The 22,401-nt window shown below is 42.3% G+C and carries 23 protein-coding genes; 10 read left to right on the top strand and 13 right to left on the bottom strand.

The window, feature by feature from the left end:
- Positions 1 to 28 precede the first annotated feature (28 nt).
- The 4 genes from ND16A_RS16050 to hemW all read left to right on the top strand — a co-directional run bounded on the left by ND16A_RS16050 (position 29) and on the right by hemW (position 3,066).
- Positions 29 to 577, top strand: a complete 549-nt coding sequence (locus ND16A_RS16050; protein ID WP_033076187.1) for a YggT family protein — start codon at positions 29 to 31, stop codon at positions 575 to 577.
- A 105-nt stretch (positions 578 to 682) separates the two neighbouring features.
- Complete coding sequence (locus tag ND16A_RS16055) at positions 683 to 1,126, top strand: DUF4426 domain-containing protein (RefSeq protein ID WP_033076186.1); 444 nt, start codon at positions 683 to 685, stop codon at positions 1,124 to 1,126.
- A 101-nt stretch (positions 1,127 to 1,227) separates the two neighbouring features.
- Entirely contained in the window at positions 1,228 to 1,818 is a 591-nt protein-coding gene (locus ND16A_RS16060) for an XTP/dITP diphosphatase (protein WP_200880798.1), read from the top strand.
- Positions 1,819 to 1,872: 54 nt separating this feature from the next.
- Positions 1,873 to 3,066: a radical SAM family heme chaperone HemW gene (gene hemW / locus ND16A_RS16065; protein WP_235281955.1), complete on the top strand. Its 1,194-nt coding sequence runs from the start codon at positions 1,873 to 1,875 to the stop codon at positions 3,064 to 3,066.
- 37 nt (positions 3,067 to 3,103) lie between these two features.
- On the opposite strand, the gene ND16A_RS16070 is transcribed toward hemW, so the two are convergent.
- A complete protein-coding gene (locus ND16A_RS16070; protein WP_033076184.1) occupies positions 3,104 to 3,322 on the bottom strand; it encodes a hypothetical protein in 219 nt (72 codons plus the stop codon).
- Between the two features lie 216 nt (positions 3,323 to 3,538).
- Between ND16A_RS16070 and tadA the strand changes: the two genes are divergently transcribed.
- Positions 3,539 to 4,048 carry a tRNA adenosine(34) deaminase TadA gene (gene tadA / locus ND16A_RS16075; RefSeq protein WP_033076183.1) on the top strand — a complete coding sequence of 170 codons (510 nt, stop codon included), beginning with the start codon at positions 3,539 to 3,541 and terminating at the stop codon, positions 4,046 to 4,048.
- A gap of 252 nt (positions 4,049 to 4,300) precedes the next feature.
- Here tadA and ND16A_RS21205 read toward each other — a convergent pair whose 3' ends face one another.
- Positions 4,301 to 4,444, bottom strand: a complete 144-nt coding sequence (locus ND16A_RS21205) for a hypothetical protein (RefSeq protein WP_160173475.1) — start codon at positions 4,442 to 4,444, stop codon at positions 4,301 to 4,303.
- A 131-nt stretch (positions 4,445 to 4,575) separates the two neighbouring features.
- Positions 4,576 to 5,985 carry a membrane-bound lytic murein transglycosylase MltF gene (gene mltF / locus ND16A_RS16080; RefSeq protein WP_052072830.1) on the bottom strand — a complete coding sequence of 470 codons (1,410 nt, stop codon included), beginning with the start codon at positions 5,983 to 5,985 and terminating at the stop codon, positions 4,576 to 4,578.
- A gap of 512 nt (positions 5,986 to 6,497) precedes the next feature.
- On the opposite strand from mltF, the gene purL reads away from it, so the two are divergent.
- Positions 6,498 to 10,415 (top strand): phosphoribosylformylglycinamidine synthase, encoded by a 3,918-nt coding sequence (gene purL / locus ND16A_RS16085; RefSeq protein ID WP_033076181.1) that lies wholly within the window; start codon positions 6,498 to 6,500, stop codon positions 10,413 to 10,415.
- 253 nt (positions 10,416 to 10,668) lie between these two features.
- Here purL and ND16A_RS20925 read toward each other — a convergent pair whose 3' ends face one another.
- Complete coding sequence (locus ND16A_RS20925; RefSeq protein WP_152593779.1) at positions 10,669 to 10,881, bottom strand: hypothetical protein; 213 nt, start codon at positions 10,879 to 10,881, stop codon at positions 10,669 to 10,671.
- Between the two features lie 294 nt (positions 10,882 to 11,175).
- Positions 11,176 to 12,003 (bottom strand): sterol desaturase family protein, encoded by an 828-nt coding sequence (locus ND16A_RS16090; protein WP_033076180.1) that lies wholly within the window; start codon positions 12,001 to 12,003, stop codon positions 11,176 to 11,178.
- 120 nt (positions 12,004 to 12,123) lie between these two features.
- Between ND16A_RS16090 and ND16A_RS16095 the strand changes: the two genes are divergently transcribed.
- Positions 12,124 to 13,131 (top strand): AraC family transcriptional regulator, encoded by a 1,008-nt coding sequence (locus tag ND16A_RS16095; RefSeq protein ID WP_033076179.1) that lies wholly within the window; start codon positions 12,124 to 12,126, stop codon positions 13,129 to 13,131.
- Here the strand turns inward: ND16A_RS16095 and ND16A_RS16100 are convergent.
- The 3 genes from ND16A_RS16100 to ND16A_RS16110 form a co-directional block, all read right to left on the bottom strand.
- Positions 13,128 to 13,598, bottom strand: a complete 471-nt coding sequence (locus ND16A_RS16100) for an NlpC/P60 family protein (RefSeq protein WP_152593778.1) — start codon at positions 13,596 to 13,598, stop codon at positions 13,128 to 13,130. The genes ND16A_RS16095 and ND16A_RS16100 overlap by 4 nt on opposite strands.
- A 99-nt stretch (positions 13,599 to 13,697) precedes the next feature.
- On the bottom strand, positions 13,698 to 13,955 hold the full coding sequence (locus ND16A_RS16105; RefSeq protein WP_052072829.1) for a hypothetical protein: 258 nt from the start codon (positions 13,953 to 13,955) through the stop codon (positions 13,698 to 13,700).
- Between the two features lie 108 nt (positions 13,956 to 14,063).
- Positions 14,064 to 15,242, bottom strand: coding sequence for an MFS transporter (locus tag ND16A_RS16110; RefSeq protein WP_033076177.1), 1,179 nt, complete (start codon positions 15,240 to 15,242; stop codon positions 14,064 to 14,066).
- 112 nt (positions 15,243 to 15,354) lie between these two features.
- Between ND16A_RS16110 and ND16A_RS16115 the strand changes: the two genes are divergently transcribed.
- Positions 15,355 to 16,029: a nitroreductase family protein gene (locus tag ND16A_RS16115; RefSeq protein WP_033076176.1), complete on the top strand. Its 675-nt coding sequence runs from the start codon at positions 15,355 to 15,357 to the stop codon at positions 16,027 to 16,029.
- A 3-nt stretch (positions 16,030 to 16,032) separates the two neighbouring features.
- On the opposite strand, the gene ND16A_RS16120 is transcribed toward ND16A_RS16115, so the two are convergent.
- The 5 genes from ND16A_RS16120 to ND16A_RS16140 all read right to left on the bottom strand — a co-directional run bounded on the left by ND16A_RS16120 (position 16,033) and on the right by ND16A_RS16140 (position 18,514).
- The gene (locus tag ND16A_RS16120) at positions 16,033 to 16,707 is read right to left on the bottom strand and encodes a peptidylprolyl isomerase (RefSeq protein ID WP_033076175.1); all 675 of its coding nucleotides are present in this window, start codon (positions 16,705 to 16,707) and stop codon (positions 16,033 to 16,035) included.
- 63 nt (positions 16,708 to 16,770) lie between these two features.
- Complete coding sequence (locus ND16A_RS16125; RefSeq protein ID WP_033076174.1) at positions 16,771 to 17,355, bottom strand: acyl carrier protein phosphodiesterase; 585 nt, start codon at positions 17,353 to 17,355, stop codon at positions 16,771 to 16,773.
- 26 nt (positions 17,356 to 17,381) lie between these two features.
- On the bottom strand, positions 17,382 to 17,591 hold the full coding sequence (locus tag ND16A_RS16130; protein WP_033076173.1) for a hypothetical protein: 210 nt from the start codon (positions 17,589 to 17,591) through the stop codon (positions 17,382 to 17,384).
- Between the two features lie 80 nt (positions 17,592 to 17,671).
- On the bottom strand, positions 17,672 to 18,046 hold the full coding sequence (locus ND16A_RS16135; RefSeq protein ID WP_033076172.1) for a ribonuclease E inhibitor RraB: 375 nt from the start codon (positions 18,044 to 18,046) through the stop codon (positions 17,672 to 17,674).
- Positions 18,047 to 18,139: 93 nt separating this feature from the next.
- Positions 18,140 to 18,514, bottom strand: coding sequence for a hypothetical protein (locus tag ND16A_RS16140; RefSeq protein WP_033076171.1), 375 nt, complete (start codon positions 18,512 to 18,514; stop codon positions 18,140 to 18,142).
- A 204-nt stretch (positions 18,515 to 18,718) separates the two neighbouring features.
- Here ND16A_RS16140 and ND16A_RS16145 point away from each other — a divergent pair, with 204 nt between their 5' ends.
- Together ND16A_RS16145 and ND16A_RS16150 are read left to right on the top strand one after the other, a co-directional pair.
- On the top strand, positions 18,719 to 21,574 hold the full coding sequence (locus tag ND16A_RS16145; protein WP_033076170.1) for a S9 family peptidase: 2,856 nt from the start codon (positions 18,719 to 18,721) through the stop codon (positions 21,572 to 21,574).
- 218 nt (positions 21,575 to 21,792) lie between these two features.
- Positions 21,793 to 22,332, top strand: coding sequence for a GNAT family N-acetyltransferase (locus ND16A_RS16150; RefSeq protein ID WP_052072827.1), 540 nt, complete (start codon positions 21,793 to 21,795; stop codon positions 22,330 to 22,332).
- Positions 22,333 to 22,401: the final 69 nt, after the last annotated feature.

Raw genomic sequence — 22,401 nt, 5'->3', positions numbered from 1 at the left:
AATTTAACTGCTTTTGTATGGAGTATTCATGGAAGCGATTGTCTATTTACTAAACTTTGTTTTTGATGCCTATTTGATGTTGTTGGTATTAAGGGTTTGGTTACAGGCCGTAAGAGCCGATTTTTATAACCCGTTTAGCCAGTTTGTGGTAAAAGCCACAAACCCGGCAGTGATCCCGTTTCGCCGTTTAATCCCCGGCCTGAAGGGCATTGACATGGCGACCTTGCTGGTTGCTTTTTTAGTCGCATGCACCAAGTATTGGGCATTATCCATGATTGGTGGCCAGACTATTGATATTCTGTCGTTATTATTTATTAGCTTGTTATTTGTGATCAAACAAAGTGGCACCTTGCTATTTGTAGTGATGCTGGTAATGGCATTAATGAGCTGGGTGGTACAGTCACGTTCACCAGCACAAATGGTATTTTATCAATTAACCGAACCATTTTTACGCCCGATTCGCCGTATCATGCCGAATTTAGGCGGTCTTGATTTGTCGGTGCTAGTGGCATTTGTGCTGTTAAATGTAATCAATATTTTTATCGGTAGCTTTATCCCGATTTGGTCATATTTATAAATATCGACATATGGATACCGCATTTTGCCGTATTGGAAGATATTCTTGCAAACTTCGGTCTATAATTAACAATAGTTGTGAGCACAACCTAGTTGCGAGGCTTATATGTTTAAATTACTGATTAAAAGCATGTTACTGATAATTTTGCTGCTCGGCGTTAGCAAAATGGTCGCTGCTGAAAATATGAAAAAATTTGCCGATCTGGAAGTTCATTATATCGGACTTTCCACCTCTATTTTACAACCCGACATTGCCAAAAATTATGGCATTGAGCGTAGCCGCTACCGGGGTTTTGTCAACATTTCGGTGTTAGATAGCTCTAAAGATGGTAAACCGGCAGTGTCTGTTGGTATTTCCGGTACGGCGACCAATTTACTTGGCCAGCCTATACCGTTGGATTTTATGGAAGTAAAAGAAGGCAGTGCCATTTATTATATCGCCCAGGTGAAATACCCGAATGATGAGTTCTTTCGATTTAATATTTTAATTAATAACAATGGCAAAGAGCATACTTTAAAATTTGAACAAAAATTTTACGTTGAGCAATAAGTCGAGGTAAATTAATACCAACTTACTCCAACCAACGTTCCTATGATTAAGTGCGCTTTATGGCGCACTTTTGTTTATTACAATCCAAATATGATTAACTGATAATGAATAAAATTGTTTTAGCCACTGGCAACAAAGGCAAAGTGAAAGAGCTTTCCGAATTATTAACCGCCCATAATATTGAAATTGTTCCACAAAGCGACTTTAACGTCAGTGAGGTGGCCGAAACCGGCACGACGTTTGTCGAAAATGCCATCATTAAAGCCCGTCACGCGGCGAAAATTACCGGCTTACCGGCCATTGCCGACGATTCTGGTTTGGAAGTCGACCATCTGCTAGGCGCGCCAGGTATTTACTCCGCAAGGTATGCCGGTGAAAATTCGGATGATGCCGACAATAACGCTAAGCTTTTAGACGCACTCGATGGCATAGCGGCAAAGCAACGCAGCGCTCGTTTCCAATGTGTACTGGTTTACCTGCGTCATGCCGATGATCCAACGCCGATTATTTGCCAGGGTACCTGGGAAGGCGAGATAATTACCGAGCAACAGGGTGAAGAAGGGTTTGGTTATGACCCGTTGTTTTGGATCGAAGAACATCAACAAACATCGGCACAATTACCCCGAGACCTTAAAAATCAGTTAAGTCATCGCGGTAAAGCTTTAGCAAAATTAATGCAAAGTTTTAACTAACGTTAAGTTACCCATCAACAATGAGCAGATATTTAATCCACTTGGTCTAATATTTTGCTCAAAGAGAACAATATTTTGTTAACCCTACCGCCATTATCGCTGTATATTCACATTCCCTGGTGTGTGCAAAAGTGTCCGTATTGCGACTTTAATTCACACGCGTTAAAAGCCGACATTGATGAAGAATTGTATATCCGCCATTTACTCGCCGATCTGGATGCCGATATCAAACGCTTTGCGCTTAATGATAGCAGCCAGCAACGGCCGCTATATTCCATTTTCATTGGTGGCGGAACGCCAAGCTTATTTAGCAGCAATGCAATAGCGCAGCTGTTAACAGCAGTGTTTAAACGATTTCCCCAACACGATGATCCAAACTTTGAAATCGAAGTAACGCTAGAAGCCAACCCGGGCACCGTAGAAGCCGATAAATTCAAAGGCTTTAATGACGCCGGGGTCAATCGATTATCCATTGGCGTGCAAAGCTTTGCCTCTGACAAATTGATAAAACTGGGCCGTATTCATGATAGTGAGCAGGCCATACGTGCTGCCATTATCGCGCAAGAGTGTGGCATTAACAGTTTTAACCTGGATTTAATGCACGGTTTAGAGCAACAATCGGTAGCAGGTGCCCTTGATGATTTAAAGCAGGCCATCGCACTAAAGCCTAAGCACTTATCCTGGTACCAATTAACCATTGAGCCAAACACTTCGTTTTATTCAAAACCACCAACACTGCCTAACGATGATGTATTGTGGGATATTCAGCAACAAGGCTGGCAATTATTAAAGGATGCCGGCTATCAGCAATATGAAATATCGGCATACAGTAAAGGCGCTGACAATCAATGTAAGCATAACCTTAACTATTGGCAAAATGGCGATTACTTAGGCATAGGTTGTGGCGCTCATGGCAAAATCACCTCAACCAAAGACAACACCATCTATCGCACAGTGAAAGTAAAGCACCCGAAAGGTTATATGGATGAGGAGCGTGCGCACCTCTGTCAAGTCCACAATGTGCCGGAGGCTGAGCGTCCGTTTGAATATATGATGAACCGATTACGGCTATTCAAACCTTTTTGCTTGACTGACTATCAAGCAACTACAGGATTATCACCTGATGGTGTTATTGAAGCGCTGCAGTCGGCGAAGAACAAACAGCTGGTCACCGAGAACAATGGTTATTGGCAAGTGACTCAACAAGGCCATCGCTATTTGAATGACCTGCTAAGTTTGTTTTTATAGTGCCAATAACATAGCGCCAAAGACCTCAGCTTTGCTATTAGAGATCGTCAATTTCTTGTTTTAAATCATAGCCTTTATCAGTGACTATTTTTTCTAAGATAGCGACTCTCGCTTTTAACTGGGCCAGCTCGTCATCCATGGCCGATTGTTGTTTGGAAGTATGTTGAGAGTCTGCCTGAATTTTTTGCCGCTGTTTTAAAAACTGAAAAATACCGACGCATACCATGACAATAATGACAAATTCAAAAATGTGCATAAATAATCCTTAACCTCAATGTAATTGGTATAATACTCAGTATAGATAAAGCTATCTGAGCCTAAGGGTAGCTAACCCGAACTAAAGTAAAAAAAGCAATAATTAGACCAATAAGCAAACACTAAATAAAACAAAAACTTAGTAAATCTGGTTTATAAATGTGTCGCTGAAAACAGCATTTTTTGAATGAAACAACTAACTTTTAAGCAATTTTAAATGAATAATGTTCAAGCAACAGAGCAACAACTCATCGACGAAGACTTTATGCGTCAGGCTATTGTGCTGGCCGAAAAAGCAGAACTTGAAGGTGAAATACCTGTGGGGGCTGTGCTGGTTGTCAATGAAAAAGTTATCGCCAAAGGCTGGAACCAGTCAATTCAGTTACACGACCCGTCTGCCCATGCAGAAATGCAGGCCATTCGACAGGCCGGTTCTGAGGTTGAAAACTATCGAATGCTCGATTGCACCTTGTACGTAACGTTAGAGCCTTGCCCGATGTGCGCAGGGTTATTGGTGCACAGCAGAATAAAACGTCTGGTTTATGGCGCCAGCGACTTGAAAACCGGATCATGCGGCAGTGTTTTTAATCTGACCAATAGCGAGAAATTAAATCACCAGGTTGAAGTAACTTCAGGGGTGTTAAAGGACGAATGCAGCACGATGTTATCCGCATTTTTTAAACGTCGCCGCAACGAAAAGAAAGCCGCAAAAAAAGCTAGGGGCTAGAAGTTAGGTACAAGGTACAAGGTACAAGGTACAAGGTACAAGCAGGATAATTGTGCTCTGCTAGATTGTGTGAATATTGTTGAATTGGTTGCGGGCTTTGTGCCACTTGCTGCTATGCGATATTAGAAAATGTACTCCGTCATCCCGTTATGCTTTTGAACGGGATCTCATTTCGGATATAACGTGCCTTTAAACAATAGACCCACACCACGCTCAAGGAGGTCCCATCCAAAAGCTGGTGGGATGACGGTGCTATTTTTCGAAATTGCTATTACTTACTTCTTCAGTGTTTAATAACGTCACTCTAAAATACACCCGATAACGGCTGCTCACTTTGCGGTGACTGGCTTTTAACTGACGACGTCGTTGATTGGTTTTACAAGTACGTGCTCTCATGGTTTAGTTTCCAAGATAATGGTCATAATCACTGTAATGGTAATCACTATAACAGTGAAATATGACATTTTTATTATTGTTATTAAATTTCTTTCTCGCTATCTGATTTCCGATGGCGATGAGCAGCGGATTTATTCTGTCGCCGCCTCCACTGCCGGACTGTCTCCTTTATCTTTTTCCAAGAATAACAAGGTATCGTAATAGGCGCGAATGTTTTCAACATAACGCACTGGTTCATCGCCACGAGCATAACCATACTTAGTATTTTTGTAATACTTACGCTGTTTTAATAATGGCAATGATTCTTTCACATCGACCCAACGATCGGGATCGCCACCTAATCGTTCGGTGATAACTCTGGCATCTTCCATATGGCCCCAGCCAACATTGTACGCCGCCAACGCAAACCATTTACGATCGGGGTCTTTAATTCTATCGGGGATGCGGTTGATCAATTTCTGAAAATATTTTGCACCGCCACGTATACTTTGCTCGGCATCGAGACGACTTACTACTCCCATTTGCTTGGCCGTTGGCAAGGTTAACATCATCATGCCACGCACACCGGTATACGATCTTGCGTGTGGTTCCCAGTGCGACTCCTGATAACTAATCGCTGCCAAAAAGCGCCAGTCCATTGCTTCACCATAGCGCTTAAACAGCGTACGATATTTTGGCAATTTATCCCCAACCGCTTCAATGAAGGTTCGCGTATCTACGTAATTAAACTCTTGTATATGGCCATAATATTTATCATCCAAGGTTAAAATAGTGCCGTCATGATGGGCTTGACCAAAAAATTCAACCACAGATGATAGCAACGAATCATCGCCCTGCTTACTTAACATCCAGGCAATGGGCTGAGGTTGTTGAACGGTAAAGGCGACACTGATTTCAGGGAAATAACGGCGGCTAATGGCTAAGGTATTGCTGTCGGCAATGGTAAAATCAAGGCGCTCTTCCATCACTTCGATCAACAGTTCATCGGAATCAAACTCGTCGGTTTCGGTCCAGCTTAAATTGGGGTGCTTGGCTTTTAATGCTTGCAGGTTTTCGGCATGACTGGAGAACTCGGCCACTTGCAGGCTGCCGGACAAATCTTCTATTTTTCGCGGCCATTCACGACCTTGTTTAAACACCAGCTTTTGGCTGATGTTGGCATAACTTGGGCTAAATCGATATTTCTCTAAGCGCTCTGGCGTTACGGTTAAACCCGCAGCAAGTATATCCACTTCCCCGTTGTCTATTTTCGGGAACAACTCGTTTAAGGTGTAACTTGGCACAATTTCCAGTTTAACCCCGAGATAATCTGCATATTCACGCGCCAGCTCATATTCAAAACCGCGTTGACCCGTGGCACCAATATAATAGTTTTTTGGCCCAAACAAGGTACCCACTTTTAATGTGCCACGCTTAACCACTTGTTGTAAATTACCAGGTTGTTGCTGATCTTTACAGGCGGTCAAAAGAAAAACAGCCATCAACAATAAACTGCTAACTGGCGTTGCTATGTTTTTAAATTTATAGGAGATTTTTATCATATCAATTTCATTGTGAAGTCATTTATACATTTTTTACAGTTTTTTTTCAATTAGTTTGTGATCGAACAGTTTTACCCTTACTAAAAACTCCGTTTTATATATACCCGTGCTACCTCAAGATGCATGTTCAAAATACGTTTTGAGTGACTGAGCAATCTCAATTCAAGGCGCAGCTATGCAGGAATGGCGTTCCCCTTACAAATAGGTGCAACGAAGACGTGGGATTGCTCAGACACTCCGTTCCGGTGGGTTTAAAAGCAATTTATGCCGCGTTATTAATTTTAACAATGGAACAACCATTCTCTAAATTTAATGCCTTGCCTATATTGCTTTTAACTCCCACTGAAATCTTGCACTTTGAGGTAGCACGGGTATATAATGCGCGCGAAAAACCAACATCTTTTATCAAAATAATTAGTCGCAATTCCATTGCATTTCCTGGCTTTGAATTAATGCCCTGAAATTTAATGGAATTGATATTAAATTAACTACTAACTATGGTGACTATATTTATGGAAATCTTACGCGGCGCACCTGCGCTTTCCGATTTCAGAATTAATAAGCTTCTTTCACAATGCGAGCAATTAAACCTGCCTGTGACAGATATTTATGCCGAGTACATGCATTTTTCAAATAACAAGGAAGCGTTATCAAGTGACGAGTTAAGCAAGCTGAAAAAGCTGTTAACTTACGGCCCAACCATTGAAGAGCATGAGCCAGAAGGCACCTTGTTATTGGTGACGCCACGTCCTGGGACTATTTCACCATGGTCTTCAAAGTCGACTGACATTGCCCATAATTGTGGTCTAGACAAAATTATTCGTCTAGAACGTGGGATGGCGTACTACGTACACACATCGAATGAATTAACCGCTGAGCAATCGATTGAGCTTGCCAACTTAATTCATGACCGCATGATGGAAGTGATATTCACCGATTACAACGATGTGAACAGTTTATTTGCCACTGCCGAGCCAGGCGAAATGTCATCGGTAGACATTTTGCACGGCGGCCGTGAAGCTCTAGCCAAAGCCAACATCGAAATGGGTTTTGCCTTAGCCGAAGATGAGATTGACTACCTGGTAGAAAACTTCATTAAGTTAAACCGTAACCCGAACGACATTGAATTGTTCATGTTCGCGCAAGCGAACTCTGAGCATTGTCGTCATAAAATCTTTAATGCCGACTGGACCATCGATGGTCAAAAGCAGCCGAAATCATTATTTAAAATGATCAAAAACACCCATGAGATCAACCCTGATTACGTGTTAAGCGCATACAAAGATAACGCCGCGGTAATGGTTGGCTCTGAAGCCGGTCGTTTTTTCCCGAATCCAGAAACTAAAGAATACGCCTACACTCAGGAAGACATTCAAATTCTAATGAAGGTGGAAACCCACAACCACCCCACGGCTATTTCACCTTACCCGGGTGCAGCAACCGGCTCTGGTGGTGAAATTCGTGATGAAGGCGCAACCGGTATTGGTTCAAAACCCAAAGCGGGCTTGGTTGGTTTCACCGTATCTAACCTGCGCATTCCTGGCTTTGAGCAACCATGGGAAACCAATTTTGGTAAGCCTGGCCGTATCGTTAATGCCTTAGACATCATGATGGAAGGTCCATTAGGTGGCGCGGCGTTTAACAACGAATTTGGTCGTCCAAATATTTTAGGCTATTTCCGGACCTACGAAGAGCAAGTTAACTCATTTAACGGCTTAGAAGTTCGTGGTTACCACAAGCCAATTATGCTTGCCGGCGGTTTAGGTAACATTCGTGACGAGCACGTACAAAAAGGCGAAATCGTTGTTGGCGCCCCCTTGATTGTATTAGGCGGCCCGGCAATGAACATTGGTCTTGGTGGTGGCGCCGCATCTTCTATGGCGTCTGGTCAATCCTCTGAAAATCTGGACTTTGCCTCAGTACAACGCGAAAACCCGGAAATGGAACGTCGTTGTCAGGAAGTTATCGATAGATGTTGGCAGCTTGGTGATGATAACCCGATTTTATTCATCCACGATGTCGGTGCTGGTGGTATCTCAAATGCGTTCCCTGAATTAGTCTCCGATGGCGGCCGTGGTGGTAATTTTGAATTACGTAACGTACCAAACGATGAACGCAGCATGGCACCACACGAGATCTGGTGTAACGAGTCGCAAGAGCGATACGTAATGGCGGTAGCACCGGAGCGTTTAGCCGATTTTGAAGCATTGTGTAATCGTGAACGCGCCCCATTTGCGGTGGTTGGTTATGCCACCGAAGAAGAGCATTTAACCCTTACTGATAGTCATCATGACAATACCCCTATTGATTTACCATTGGACGTATTATTAGGTAAAGCGCCGAAAATGCATCGCGATGTGCAATCGAGAACTGAAACTGGTAAAGCATTAGAATTGGCAAACATTGAATTAGCCGATGCTGCAGACCGTATCCTGCGTTTACCAACCGTTGCTGAAAAAACCTTCTTAATCACCATTGGCGATAGAACGGTAACCGGTATGGTTAACCGTGACCAAATGGTTGGTCCCTGGCAGGTACCGGTAGCTGACTGTGGTGTTACTGCCGCAGCACTAGATACTTACCACGGTGAAGCAATGTCACTCGGTGAAAGAACACCAGTTGCTCTGCTTAACTACGGCGCATCAGCAAGACTTGCGGTAGCCGAATCATTAACCAATATTGCCGGTAGCGACATTGGCGATTTAAACCGTATTAAGCTTTCAGCGAACTGGATGTCCGCAGCAGGTCACCCTGGTGAAGATGCCGGTTTATATGAAGCAGTGAAAGCCGTTGGTGAAGAATTATGTCCAGCGCTTGGTTTAACCATCCCGGTGGGTAAAGACTCAATGAGCATGAAAACTCAATGGGACGAAAATGGCCCTAATGGTAAAGAGCACAAAGCGGTTACCTCGCCACTATCATTAATCATCACGGCCTTTGGCCGTGTTGAAGATATTCGCAAAACGGTAACGCCACAATTGCGCAGTGATAAAGGTGACTCACGCATTGTTGCCATCGATTTATCAAAAGGCAAAAATCGTTTAGGTGGCTCATGTATCGCGCAAGTTTACAAGCAACTGGGTACAACAACGCCAGATGTTGATAGCCCGGAAGTATTGAAAGGCTTTTTCACCGCAATGCAACGCCTGGTACGCGAAGAAAAATTACTTGCCTACCATGACCGCTCAGACGGTGGTTTATTTACCACAGTCACCGAAATGGCATTTGCCGGTCACACTGGTGTCGATATTGATATCTCGAAACTAAGCGGTGACAACCTAAGTGTACTGTTTAACGAAGAGCTAGGCGCGGTAATTCAAATTCGTGAAAGCGATGTTGATGCCGTGCACGCGATCATTAGCGATTTTGGCATTGAAGATTGTTTCACCGACATTGGCCGAATCAATAATGAAGATTTCATTCGCTTTAGCCGCGATGGTGAAGAAGTGCTAGCGAATTCTCGCACATACTACCGTACCGTGTGGGCTGAAACCACATTCAAGATGCAATCACTGCGTGATAATCCAGACTGTGCTGAGCAAGAACACGCGCTGAAATTTGATACCGAAGATCCGGGCTTAAATGTGCATTTAACCTTTGATATCAATGAAGACATCGTGGCTGATCACATCGCCAAAGATGCGGTTGCAGAGACTAACCCGAAAATCGCTATTTTACGTGAGCAAGGGGTTAACTCACACGTAGAAATGGCTGCTTCGTTCGACAGAGCTGGCTTTATCACGGTGGATATCCACATGTCAGATATTCTGGCAAATCGGGTCGACTTAAATGACTTTAAAGGCCTGGTGGCTTGTGGTGGTTTCTCTTACGGTGACGTACTTGGCGCTGGTGAAGGCTGGGCAAAATCAATCTTGTTTAACGACAACGCGCGTGAAATGTTCCGTGAATTCTTCCACCGTGACGACACCTTCTCCTTAGGGGTTTGTAACGGTTGTCAGATGCTTTCTAACTTAAAAGAAATCATCCCGGGCACTGAACAATGGCCACACTTTGTGCAAAACCGCTCAGAGCGTTTTGAAGCACGTTTCTCATTAGTAGAAATCCAGGAATCGCCATCTATCTTCTTTAAAGGAATGGAAGGCTCTCATATGCCAATCGCGGTATCTCATGGTGAAGGTCGCGCAGAGTTTAAATCAGAAGATGCCATTGCCAATGCCAACGATTCCGGCACAGTGTCAATGCGTTATGTCGACAACTATGGTCAAGTGACGGAAACATACCCATCGAACCCGAACGGTTCACCAGATGGTATCACCGCACTTACCACGACAGATGGTCGGGTAACAATCATGATGCCACACCCTGAGCGCGTATTCAGAACGGTTGCCAACTCTTGGCATCCAGATGAGTGGTTAGAAGATTCTCCATGGGTGAGAATGTTCCGCAACGCTCGTAAGTTTGTTGGTTAAACAAGAATCAATAATGATCAGAATTTATACCATCCCGGGTAATTCTAAGTTAATTCGTCCGTGAATTAAAAATAGGCGCCTATATGGCGCCTTTTTTATAACCACTATATAACGGCTATACTTGCTTTATGACAGCGCATTTCGAAGAGAACAGAGCGATGAGCGAGGAAAACTCAGCAACTGAATGGGATATTAAAACTGCCGAATGGCAATGGCTAACCTTACAAATTTCTCGTGAGTATACCCACATAAATCAAAGAATGACCTGATACGTAACCTCGCAAGCGTTTTTATTTACCGGTTTTGCCATCAGCACCGGCGTAAATGGCAATAAAGTAGTCGCCGATATTCTATGGCTGCTGATCCCGATTGGCTCTATCATCCTTTCCGTCATGGTCTGGTTGTCGCTTAAATCCACCAGAGACTCAATAAAGTTACTTAATGCTGAACGATATAAACGTTCCAACCAAAGCTTTCGAGATTTTTGGTACAGTGAGAAGCGTCAAAAACTAGTCGCTCTAGGTGATGCTCCCTCAAAATATACGCCAATACTATTTTTAATCATCTGGACCAGCTTACTGGTGAATTATGCTTCTAGCTATCAATAGAATTGATAGCCATTAATGATAAGACTATTCACTTTGGTATCTTTATCCAGGTATTACTGGCCGACAGCTCTATAGGCCTGCAACTCTTTGGTTAGCCATAGTTGGCTTTTAATCGGGGAACTATTCGCACAATCCAAAGTAATTGATTTTAGCTATGGCTTATCACCGTTAACCGAACTGCTCGGGTAAGAAAGTAACACATTTATTTTTTGCTGAAATCCGTGCTGCTGTTTCACCATTTTAATTAAATGCAGCCATTGATGAAAAGTGATGGTGATAGGATTATTACTCTTTATTTGGCCGATAATGCCGTAGCGGCATGGATTGTCTTTGTCTTCATTGACAAAGGTGCCAAATAATTTATCCCAAATAATCAGTACCCCGGCAAAATTTTTATCCAGATAAGCGGCGTTGGTAGCATGGTGAACACGATGATGCGATGGCGTATTAAATACTTGTTCAAACCAGCCCAATTTATCAACCATTTGGGTATGAACAAAAAATTGATAGGCTAAATTCAACGCCACAACGGTAAATACGGTAGCTGGTTCGAAGCCAATAATGATCATCGGCAGCCAGAACAACCACATACCAGCAACTGGGTACATCAAGCTTTGTCTAAAGGCAGTGGAAAAGTTCATCCTGGTTGAACTGTGGTGTACGACATGTGCCGCCCATAACCAGTGAATATGATGTGATGCCTTATGAAACCAATAATATAAAAAATCTTGCAGTAAAAAGGCAATGAAAAGGCTCCACGGGGTTATGCTTATCTCGAATACACGATATTGATGGAGCCAGTAAAACAATGGCATTAGCAACAACAATGCAATAGCATCTGCGCCTTGATGTAATAACGCTAATACGCCATTAGCTAAACTATCTTTCATATCATAGAAATCACCATGGGCAAAAAACTCATAGCAGACAAAGGCTAAAAACAGTGGGCTTAACGCCAATAACACAATTTCGGAATTCACCTTTAATCTTCCTTCTATTTAACAATAACTCAGTGAGTTTGAACTGCGAGTCACTAGCTTATAAAAATAATTCATGGCAGACTTGTAAATTGATGACCTTTTTTTCTCTTTAAGTGACATATGGATACCATAACGAAGATCTATTTTTCCAGCGTGCTCGAGTACTTAGAGAAAAATGGCATTGACAAGACCACGGCGTTAGCTGCGATTCAATTTGAGCACTATGATGAAATGGATCTCAGTGATAAAAACAGCAGAGTGTCGCTAACGCATTACAATGCGCTACTGCAGTTCGCCAAAGTTTCATTGTCCGAGCCATTATTTGGTTTTTATCTGGGACAAGATATCCGTACCGCAGATTATGGATTACTGGGTTACTTAGTTGAATCTGGTGAAAATTTAACTACAGCAATCGCTGCGTTAATTCACTACGACACCCTGGTTGCGGATATAGGCACCGCAAAATTTCGTCAGAATCACCAATTTGCAGAAATTATCTGGACCCCAATTCCGGGCTGCAATGAGCAAGTGGTATTGCGCAACCTGACCGCATGGGTTGCTGTCATCAGGCAAGTAATGGCTGCGCAACTAGCGCCGACGAACGTCTATTTTAACCACCCGTGGACAGCAAAACAAAAAGAAACGTTAGCCGCTTGGTTTCATTGCCCGGTAGTAGCTAATGCAAAAACCAATAGCATACAATTTCCGTTACATTATTTGACCTTGCCGTTTCGAACTGAAAACCGATTGATTCATCAATTATTAAAACAAGAATCCGAACAACAATTAGAACATCTGCATCAACAAGAAAAATTTTTCGAAAAAGTAAATCAGTTTTTAAGGGCGAAAACGGATTTGCAAGGCTGTGATCTAAACAACACCGCAGCTCACTTTCACCTATCAACACGCACCCTGCAACGCCGGCTAAAAGCTGAGCAGGTATATTTTTCCGAGTTGTTGGACTTGGAGAGACAAAGGCGGTTGAGGCTATATCTGGGGAAAATGTCTTTTGGGCAAATTTCAACGGCGTTAGGTTTTAATGAGCAAAGCTCTTTTAACCGGGCTTTTTATCGCTGGTATCAATGTACGCCGTTAAATTTCTTAAAAAGCGTACATCAACAATACTAATTTGATTTAACTCTTGTTGAAAACCAATAATTGGACGCCCAATAATTATTTTGTAAATTAGAAATAGTCACGCCCTGACTGGTAGAGGCATGAAGAAACCTTGAATCTCCCAAATAAATCCCTACATGACGTTGAAACAAGCCCGTTTTAAAGAAAATCAGGTCCCCTATGCGGAGTTGTTTTTTAGCTATCCTGAGACCAAGTTCAGCTTGGCGCTCTGTCGTTCTGGGTAAACTCACACCTAATTTGGATTTAAAAGTCAGATATACAAAACCGGAACAGTCGATACCACTTTTACTAAGTCCCCCCAACTGGTAAGGGCTTCCTTTCCATTCTGAGTACTGAGACAGCAATTTCTGTTTTAGCAGAGAGCTGTTTGCGAGTTTCACCGCGTGTTTAAGCTTGGCTTCACTGATTTCTTCGGGTTGCGGAGAGTTTAAAGTCGAGCAGCCGATCAAGCTTAACATCGAAATAACTAGTAGGGTAAACCTCATGGGTTCAGCATACCTACAAAACCCAATCTATATATCATAGCAGATACGGCTTAACGGCAACCACGGTTGAAATTACAGTCCGTTGTTAGAGAAGGTAATGGCAGCATCCGCGATAAAACGCACTTTGATATGCTTGCTTTCTTCATCTCCCCAAACACAAGTCAAAGTGCCGATATTTTGAGAACAATTATCGGCAGAACCTAGAATGGCTTTAACTTCACCTTCACTCATGCCGACCTCAAGTTGTTGATAATTATCTTTAGTAAGCTTTGAACATGCGCTCAACAGCATGATTGCGCTAAGCATAAATAATACGTTTTTGAATTTCACTTTTTTACTCCTAATTAGCTGTGTAGTGATGATAGTTGTTGTCGTTATTGCTGTTTATTTTTTCCTGGTTTCGCCTGCTGCTGAGCCGAAGAAATCTCGAGCTATAGATTAAGCAACCGAAGTAGCCTTTTGCTCAGGCTGAGTGTTTATCCATTGACTGGCAATTAATGAACATGCAGCTAATCCTGCACCGGCAAAAAATACTAATGACGGATTGTATAACCAGACTAAGCCAAAGGTCGCGGGAATAATTACTGCGGCGATGTGGTTTATGCTAAAGCTCACCCCTGCGTTTGAGGCGATGTCTTTTGGATCGGCAATCTTTTGAAAATAAGTCTTAACGGCAATGGCCATGGCAAAAAAGATGTGGTCGATGATATACAAGCTGGCGCCAATGTAGGCATTTTCAACTAAAGCGTAACCACTAAATACCAATATCAACCCGATGTACTCAAGGGTTAATGCTTTGCGCTCACCTACCACACCAATCCAGGCACCAATTTTAGGCGCCAGATAAATATTTAATAGATGGTTGAGCATATAGAGCATGGAAATATCGGCGACTGAGTAACCAAATTTTTCGACCATCATAAAGCCGGCAAAGACCACGAAAATTTGTCTTCTGGCACCGCTTAAAAACGTTAACAGGTAATACAGTGAATAGCGTTTGCGCAGAATGATTTTTTTATGTTGAACGACTTTTTCTGGAAACTTGGGCATAAATAACCAAAGCCACAAAGTAATCGCCAATGCCAACCCACCCAAAATCATATAAGCGTTAACGAATTCCATATTAAAATAGCTAAACGCCAGCCAAATAAAGCCATAAACCACAAGGGCAGCCATCGATTTCACCGAGATTAACTTACCGAGTTTTTGCGGCGCTTCTTCTTTGGTAAACCACTGCAGACTTAATGATTGGTTCACCGTCTCAAAATAGTGAAAGCCAATACTCATTAATACGGTAGTGGCATAGAGGCCATATTCAGTAGGAAAGAAGCCGGTGATGGCAACACCGATGGAAAGCAGGCACAAAGAGACTAAGGCAAAATTTTGCTCTTTAATCACCAGTAACAGAAAAATCGCGGTAAATGCTAAAAAGCCAGGGATCTCACGCAGCGATTGCAACATACCAATTTCACTACCGCTAAAGTTTGCCGCTTCAATAGTGAAATTATTCAACATTGCCATCCAACCAGAAAAACTTAAGGTCATCACCACACTGGAGAGCACTAAAAATACAAAGGGGGTTTTCCACTTATTAGCGGCAAATTGCTGGTCAGTCATAGAAAATATATTTGAGATAATGAGGAAGGTAATTTTAGCAAATTTTTTACTTGATTGATAACCAAAAGCCTCGTTATTCTAGAGACATAAATAATATTTAAGAGACGTTACTATGCAAGATCATGATTGCTCACCTTTAACCGACTACATTGAATACCCCAGTGAAGAAATGTTACGGCGATCTGAGCAGTTTGTTGCCGATATTAAACGTCGTCATTCTATTCGTAAATTTAGCAATAAAGCGGTAGATAAGGCAATTATCGAAAACTGCATTAAAGCCGCCGCCAGTGCGCCAAGCGGTGCCAATCATCAACCCTGGCATTTTGTCGCAATAAGCTCGAGTGATATAAAAAAACAAATTAGACAACAAGCCGAGTTACACGAGCAAGGCTTTTATGATGGCAGAGCCGGTGAAGAGTGGCTGGATGCATTAAAACCATTGGGCACAGATGCGAGTAAACCCTATTTAGAAACGGCGCCCTGGCTCATTGCCATTTTCAGCCAAAAACGTGGCGGTCTGGATGTTGACGATAGAAATACCAATTACTATGTGCATGAGTCCGTCGGCATTGCCACCGGGTTTTTAATCAACGCGCTGCACAGCTCAGGCCTGGCGACGTTAACCCACACACCTAAGCCAATGTCATTTTTAAATAAAATTTGTCAACGTGGTGATAACGACAGAGCTTATATGCTGTTAGTGGTAGGCCATCCGGCAGAGGATGCGACCATTCCGCATCATGCGCAAGTTAAGAAAAAATTTGATGACATCGCCAGTTTTATGTAGAAATTACTTAACCACGATAGATGCCGTTAAAATCTTTAATTCTTCCTGGGTTTTACCGCCCCGGCTGCCAAACAATTCCAGTTCACTCAAAGTTTCAAATCCTGCAGTCACTTCACCAAACACCGTATGTTTACCATCTAAGAAAGGAGTTGCTTTAAAGGTGATAAAAAATTGTGAGCCATCGGTATTCGGGCCAGAATTTGCCATCGACAGCATACCTGCTTTGTTATGGCTCGCATCTGGATGAAACTCACCTTGATAACGATAGCCAGGGCTGCCTCTACCAGTGCCTGTTGGATCGCCGCCTTGTGCCATAAAACCAGGGATCACCCGATGAAATAATAAATCATCGTAAAAACCCAATTGGGTTAAATAAATGGTACTGGAGACATGCATTGGCGCATATTGATGCAACAACTCGATAGTAATTGGGCCTTTATTGGTGACTAACTGCCAGTGATAGCTTTTATCTTGAGCAAAAGCCACTTGAGGTGGCTTAGGTAAGCTTTGTTTCCAGTTTTCACTTTGCTTATCGATGGCTTTGGCCGACACTTGTTCGGCAATAAATTGATCCATGGCCGTTATCGCCGGATCGTCTTGCTCGATCATCACGCCGATAAAAAGCGCCGTTAAACAAAAGGCATAAACATAAAGGAGTTTTCGAATGAATGGTTTCATAAAAATTATTGTTTTAATAGATACTGTGGCATCGAGTATATAAAAAAAATGCTCCGATTGTTATCACAATTCGATGTTCTGTTTTTTTACCTGAATAACCAGCTGCGGAAAAAATGTTAAGAATACCTGCTCATACTGCCGATAATGTTGTTCTACTTCCACAATCGCCCCTGCCAAATGATTGTCAAAGCGAATGCGCTTTGAAATGGAATCGATGGCTCGACCGGTATTTGCTATATCTGCATAAGAACTAAGCCAGTCCTGAGCAATCATCCGCTCCACCATATAGCGCATCTTCTCTGGCATTAAATCCACACTAAGCTCTAGCTGACGGTAACTATACTGCGAAAATTGAGTAAAAGATTGTGCACTGAATTGTTGCCAGTGATTTACCAAGAAATGATCAAATACGACATCCGATATTATCGCGTAAAAGCGCCTGCGCTTATCGGATAATAACGGCTTTAACGCCCTTACCTCAGGGTGATTATCGGTAAATTTATCGACAAATCTGTGGTTTTCAATGCCACGCATGATTGGCTTTGGCAAAGAGGCCAGATTTACCCCTTTGGTGAAGTCACCCATTAAATTTCCGCTTAGAGAAAGACTATTGGGTTGCGCTAAAAATAGGTGAGCCAGATAATTCAATAGCAACTCCTTAACGGCTATGAGAACTAATTCATATCCAGTTCAATATCGGTGCAACCTTTCGGGCAATTAACGTAGGCTTTTTTATTTTCTTCGGGCAGAACTAACTTTAAATTTTGCTGACAGGTTGGGCATTTTATCACCCGCCCCTGCATCACTTTTTTAATCAAAGCTTTTTGTTCATTGAAAGACTTGGCGGTAAGTTTATTCAGTTTGGAAAAATCGACTGCTGACATGATTTTTTTGACCTGTTGCGGCTATTAACTCATGTTAATAGCCAATTCAATATGGGCGGGACTAGGCAATAATTAAACGACTATAAATTTTGCGGTGGACAGTACCAGCCATCATAGATGCCATCAAATTTACGGGCTTGGTTTTCCAACAACATTTGATAACCAATGATGTTGTCATAACTGGCTGGCATTTCCGGATAGGCGGTAATTTCCCATGGGTGTTCTGGGTTTTCTAAATAAGGGCAGAATGACAATTTTTGATTATTGGCCAGTAAAATTTCGCCAAATTTCAGCGCCAACTCCTGACTGCTAAAAATCACCGAAAACTGTATTTCTCGTGGCCGATTTAAATCATCGCCTTCTAACGCCATATGCCACAACATATTGCCGTTAGAATCGGTTGGGAATTTAGCCATATCTCTAGCTGTGCTTGCCGTTTTGCTGGTGTTTTGCATCGTTTTTCCTAAGTTATTAGCCGTTAATATTATCAATGAAAATAGCAAGCTGGATAAAAAAAATGCTATTTATAAATAGTTTAGCAGCTTTTTTTAATTTTGGTTAGCGCTCGGCAAAACCTTAGACAGGGTAAAGGATTCACCGCTTAGCAGATGCTGATAACTGAACTCATTGGCGTCTATTTTAATGATTTTATAGGCCTGATAATTATCTTCATCTTCCATATCGGCGGCATATACTTGCTGATTTTCTACGGCTTCTTTGGTGATAGTAAAGTGTATGTCGCCCACTAGCCCCCAGTCTCCCAGCTCACTAATTTCTTCAATTAAACTGCCATCCAGGTTATAGGTGTAAAAGGTGAACATAAAGGTGCCATCAGCAAACAGTTGTGCATATTCACTAAAATTTTCATTTTCTAAGTGTTCACTACGATGCCAGTTACCAATTAATTGCTCACGATGAAACATGCATTCTTGCCTTGATTGATTATCCGGATACAGATAATAGCAAGTCTTTTAAGTTTTAAAATATAAAAAACCTGGTATTACAATTTTACCGCTGTTTATCGATAAAATTAGACCACTGAACAAACTTGCTATTGCGTTAAGTGTAATAACAAAGTCATACTAATGGGCAATATCAAATTATAACTTGGTAACAGCAAAAAGATCATGAGCATTCCATTTTTTAAATCCTTCAGTACGGCCACGCTGGCCATTTCATTAACCTTAAGTTTATCTGTTTCAGCTTTTGCTGAGCAACGCCCACTGGCAGTGACAGATATCATGAAATTCAAGCAAATTGTCAAACCACAATTAAGTGAAAACGGCAAATGGTTAGCCTACAGTGCGCAACCTGACCGAGGTGATAATAGCTTTCATATTACTCACACTAGCAGTGGCAAATCTTATCAGGTAAATCTTGGTAGCAGTGGCGTTATTTCGACCGATGGCCGCTTTGCAGCAGTTACCATTACGCCATCACTATTAACAACAGAGCAGGCCGATAAAAAGGCGAAGAAAAAGCTTAAAAATGATGTGGAAGTGATTGAGTTAGCCAGCGGCAAGCGAGTCACCTATAACAATATTGAAAAGTATGCGCTAAGCGATAATTTCGCCTTTTTGGCCTACCTCACTAAAAATCCTGAAGAGAAAAAGGATAGCAGCGATTCAGCAGAGCAAGTTGACAAAGTCGCAACCGAAGAAAATACAGCTGAAGACAGCGAAGAACAAACCAAGCTATATAATAGCAAGCGTATCGAGCAGCAATTAACTTTAGTTGATTTGCACACTGGCGAAAAGCAAATCATTGAGCACGTAGATAATTTTGCATTTTCACCTGAAACTCCTACCTTGGTATACAGCGTGTCTACGATGGAGGGTAATGGCAATAGCTTGCACGCCATCAACGTGAAAACCAATAAAGCCAACATTATCGTCAATAAAACCGTAGCGAGCTTCGAGCAATTAAGCTGGAACAATGCTGGCGACAAAATTGGCTTTATGCAAGGCGATTTCAGCACTAAAGCTGATGTGCGTCAGCATCAGGTGAAAATTTGGCAAAGTAAAAACAATAAAATTGAAACCGTTAAAGTCTCAAAAAAACACGCGGCTAACTGGTATGTGCCGCAAGTAAACAAACTCAGTTTCTCAAGCGATGATGAGCGCTTATTTTTTGGCTTTAAACCTGTGCTTGCCAATATTGAAGAGATAGATAGCAAACCAGAAAACCCTGAAGACTTGTACAATATTGATAAGCTAAGAGCCGATCGTAACTTGCAAATTTGGCACGGTGACGATGCGCTGATCAAAACCAACGAAAAATACCAATTAGGCAAGGATAAAAAAGCCTTCTTTACTGCGGTTTACCATATCGACGATAACAAGCTGGTACCGCTTGCCGACAAGAACGTGATCAAAGTCAAAGCCACCAATAATGAGCATGCTGTCATTGCTTCAACTGATTTAAAGTACCGAAAACTTAGAACCTGGGAAGGGTTTTTTAGCGATATTTATATTATTGATTTAGACGATGGTGATAAATCATTAGTTACGGAAAAGCTTAGCAGTTACACCCCGGTAAAATTGAGTGAGTCGGGCCGATATGCTGCGTTTTATCAAGATCAGCAGATATGGGTATATGACCGTAACAAAAACAAGAAACGTAGTATCAGTAAAGGACTGCCGGTAAGTTTTGCCGATGAAGATCATGACTACCCATCGAAAGTACCGGGTTACGGCATTGCCGGCTGGTTAAAAGACGATGAAGGCGTGTTGGTATACGATAAATTCGATATTTGGTTGCTGCAAACTGATGGTAAAGACAGTCAGTGTTTAACTTGTACCGTCGGCCGTCCAAACTCATTAAAGCTGCGCATCAATACTTTCGATAAAGAACAAGACTACTTCGATGAAGATGCAAAGCTATTGCTTACCAGTTATAACGATGAGCACAAAAATTTCGGTTTTTATCGACTGGATTTAAGCAAAGGGAAAAACGCTACCGCGGTTAAATTGATCGAAGAGAATAAGAAATATAAATTTATTAGCAAAGCCAAAAAAGCCGATAAATTATTATTTAGCCGCGAAGATTTTAATGAGTTTCCAGATTTATGGGTATCGGATTTAAACCCAGTTAACGGTAAAAAATTAACCCATGTGAATCCACAAAAAGATGAATTGTTATGGGGCGAGCCCGAGCTGGTTGAATGGAATTCAAACATGGGTGCAAAACATCACGGGGTATTAATTAAGCCAGCAAATTATGTTGAGGGCATGAAGTACCCGGTTGTCGTGTATTACTATCGCCGGTTCTCACAACGCATGTATGAATTTAATGCGATGAAGGTAAATCATCGCCCTAACTTCCCATTTTATACCTCTAACGGTTATGCCATTTTCTTGCCCGATGTGCACTTTGAAGTGGGTACACCAGGGCATTCTACCAACAAGTCTATTTTGCCGGGCTTGCAAAAAATTATTGATATGGGTGTTGCCGATCCAAACGCTATTGGCTTACACGGCCATAGCTGGAGTGGTTACCAAACCTTGCATGCTATTACCGAAACCGACATGTTTGCCGCTGCGGTATCCGGTGCCCCCGTATCGAATATGACCAGTGCTTATTCAGGCATTCGTTTAGGTACCGGTTTAGCCAGACAATTTCAATACGAACAAGGGCAAAGTCGTATTGGTGCTTCCCTTTTTGAGCGTCGTGACTTGTATATTGAAAACTCGCCGGTGTTCTTTGCCGACCGCATCACTACGCCATTGTTGATGCAATTTGGTGATATTGATGACGCCGTGCCTTGGCAACAAGGTGTAGAAATGTATATGGCCATGCGCCGCCTGGAAAAAAATGTCATATTATTGCAATACGAAGGCGAACCACACCACCTGAAAAAATACCCGAACAAGGTAGATTACACCATTAAGATGAAGCAGTATTTTGATCATTACTTAAAGGGTACGCCAGCGCCACAATGGATGGTTGAAGGCGAAGCGTATCGAGAGAAAAGTAAGGACTAGGGACTAGAGGGTACAAGGTACGGGGTACAAGGTACAGGCAGAAAGGTTGGGGCGACGAGATATGAGCTACTAGCGGTATGTTGAACTCACCGACAATAGGGTGAATTTAAACTTCGCTTCGAGTTTGTGCTGACTGCCCGTAGCCCGTAGCCCGATGTTAACTGGTTGCTGGTTCGAGCAATCCTCTCTTTAAAATGCAGATTAACCGGATAAATCAGATGATCACAGTGACTAACTCAGCCCGTTTAAGTTTTGCTTTGATGGACGAAAGTGACGCGCAACTATTGTTTGATCTTGACCAAGATCCAGCAGTGATGCGCTTTATCAATGGTGGCAAACCCAGCACCTGGCAAGATATTGAGCAGCGGTTTTTGCCACGTTTTCGCGCTTATCGTAATGCCGATAAAGGTTGGGGTTTATGGAAAGTGACTATCACCGAGACAAAGCAATTCATTGGTTGGATATTGGTGAGACCGATGCAGTTTTTCAGCGACACTCCACGTTGGGATGATATTGAATTAGGCTGGAGATTCAAGCAAGAAGCTTGGGGGAAAGGTTTTGCCAGCGAAGCGGCACGGCAAATTCAACAGGCTTTAGCCAAACAGACTGATGCCAAATTTTATAGTGCAGTTGCCGAAGTTGATAATTTAGGCTCAATAAACATCATGAAGAAAATCGGCATGAAGTATATCAAAACCGAGCAGGAACAAACCCTTGCTGGCGTAGTCGATGCGGTTTTTTATCAGATGCCGGCTTAATTACCATCTCAAATGAGCGATTAAGAAACCTCCACAATATAAGAAAAAACACGCCGTCATCCCTGAGGA

It is taken from the genome of Thalassotalea sp. ND16A (assembly GCF_000764205.1).
Classification (GTDB): domain Bacteria; phylum Pseudomonadota; class Gammaproteobacteria; order Enterobacterales; family Alteromonadaceae; genus Thalassotalea_A.
This window is presented reverse-complemented; position numbering and strand designations above follow the sequence as displayed.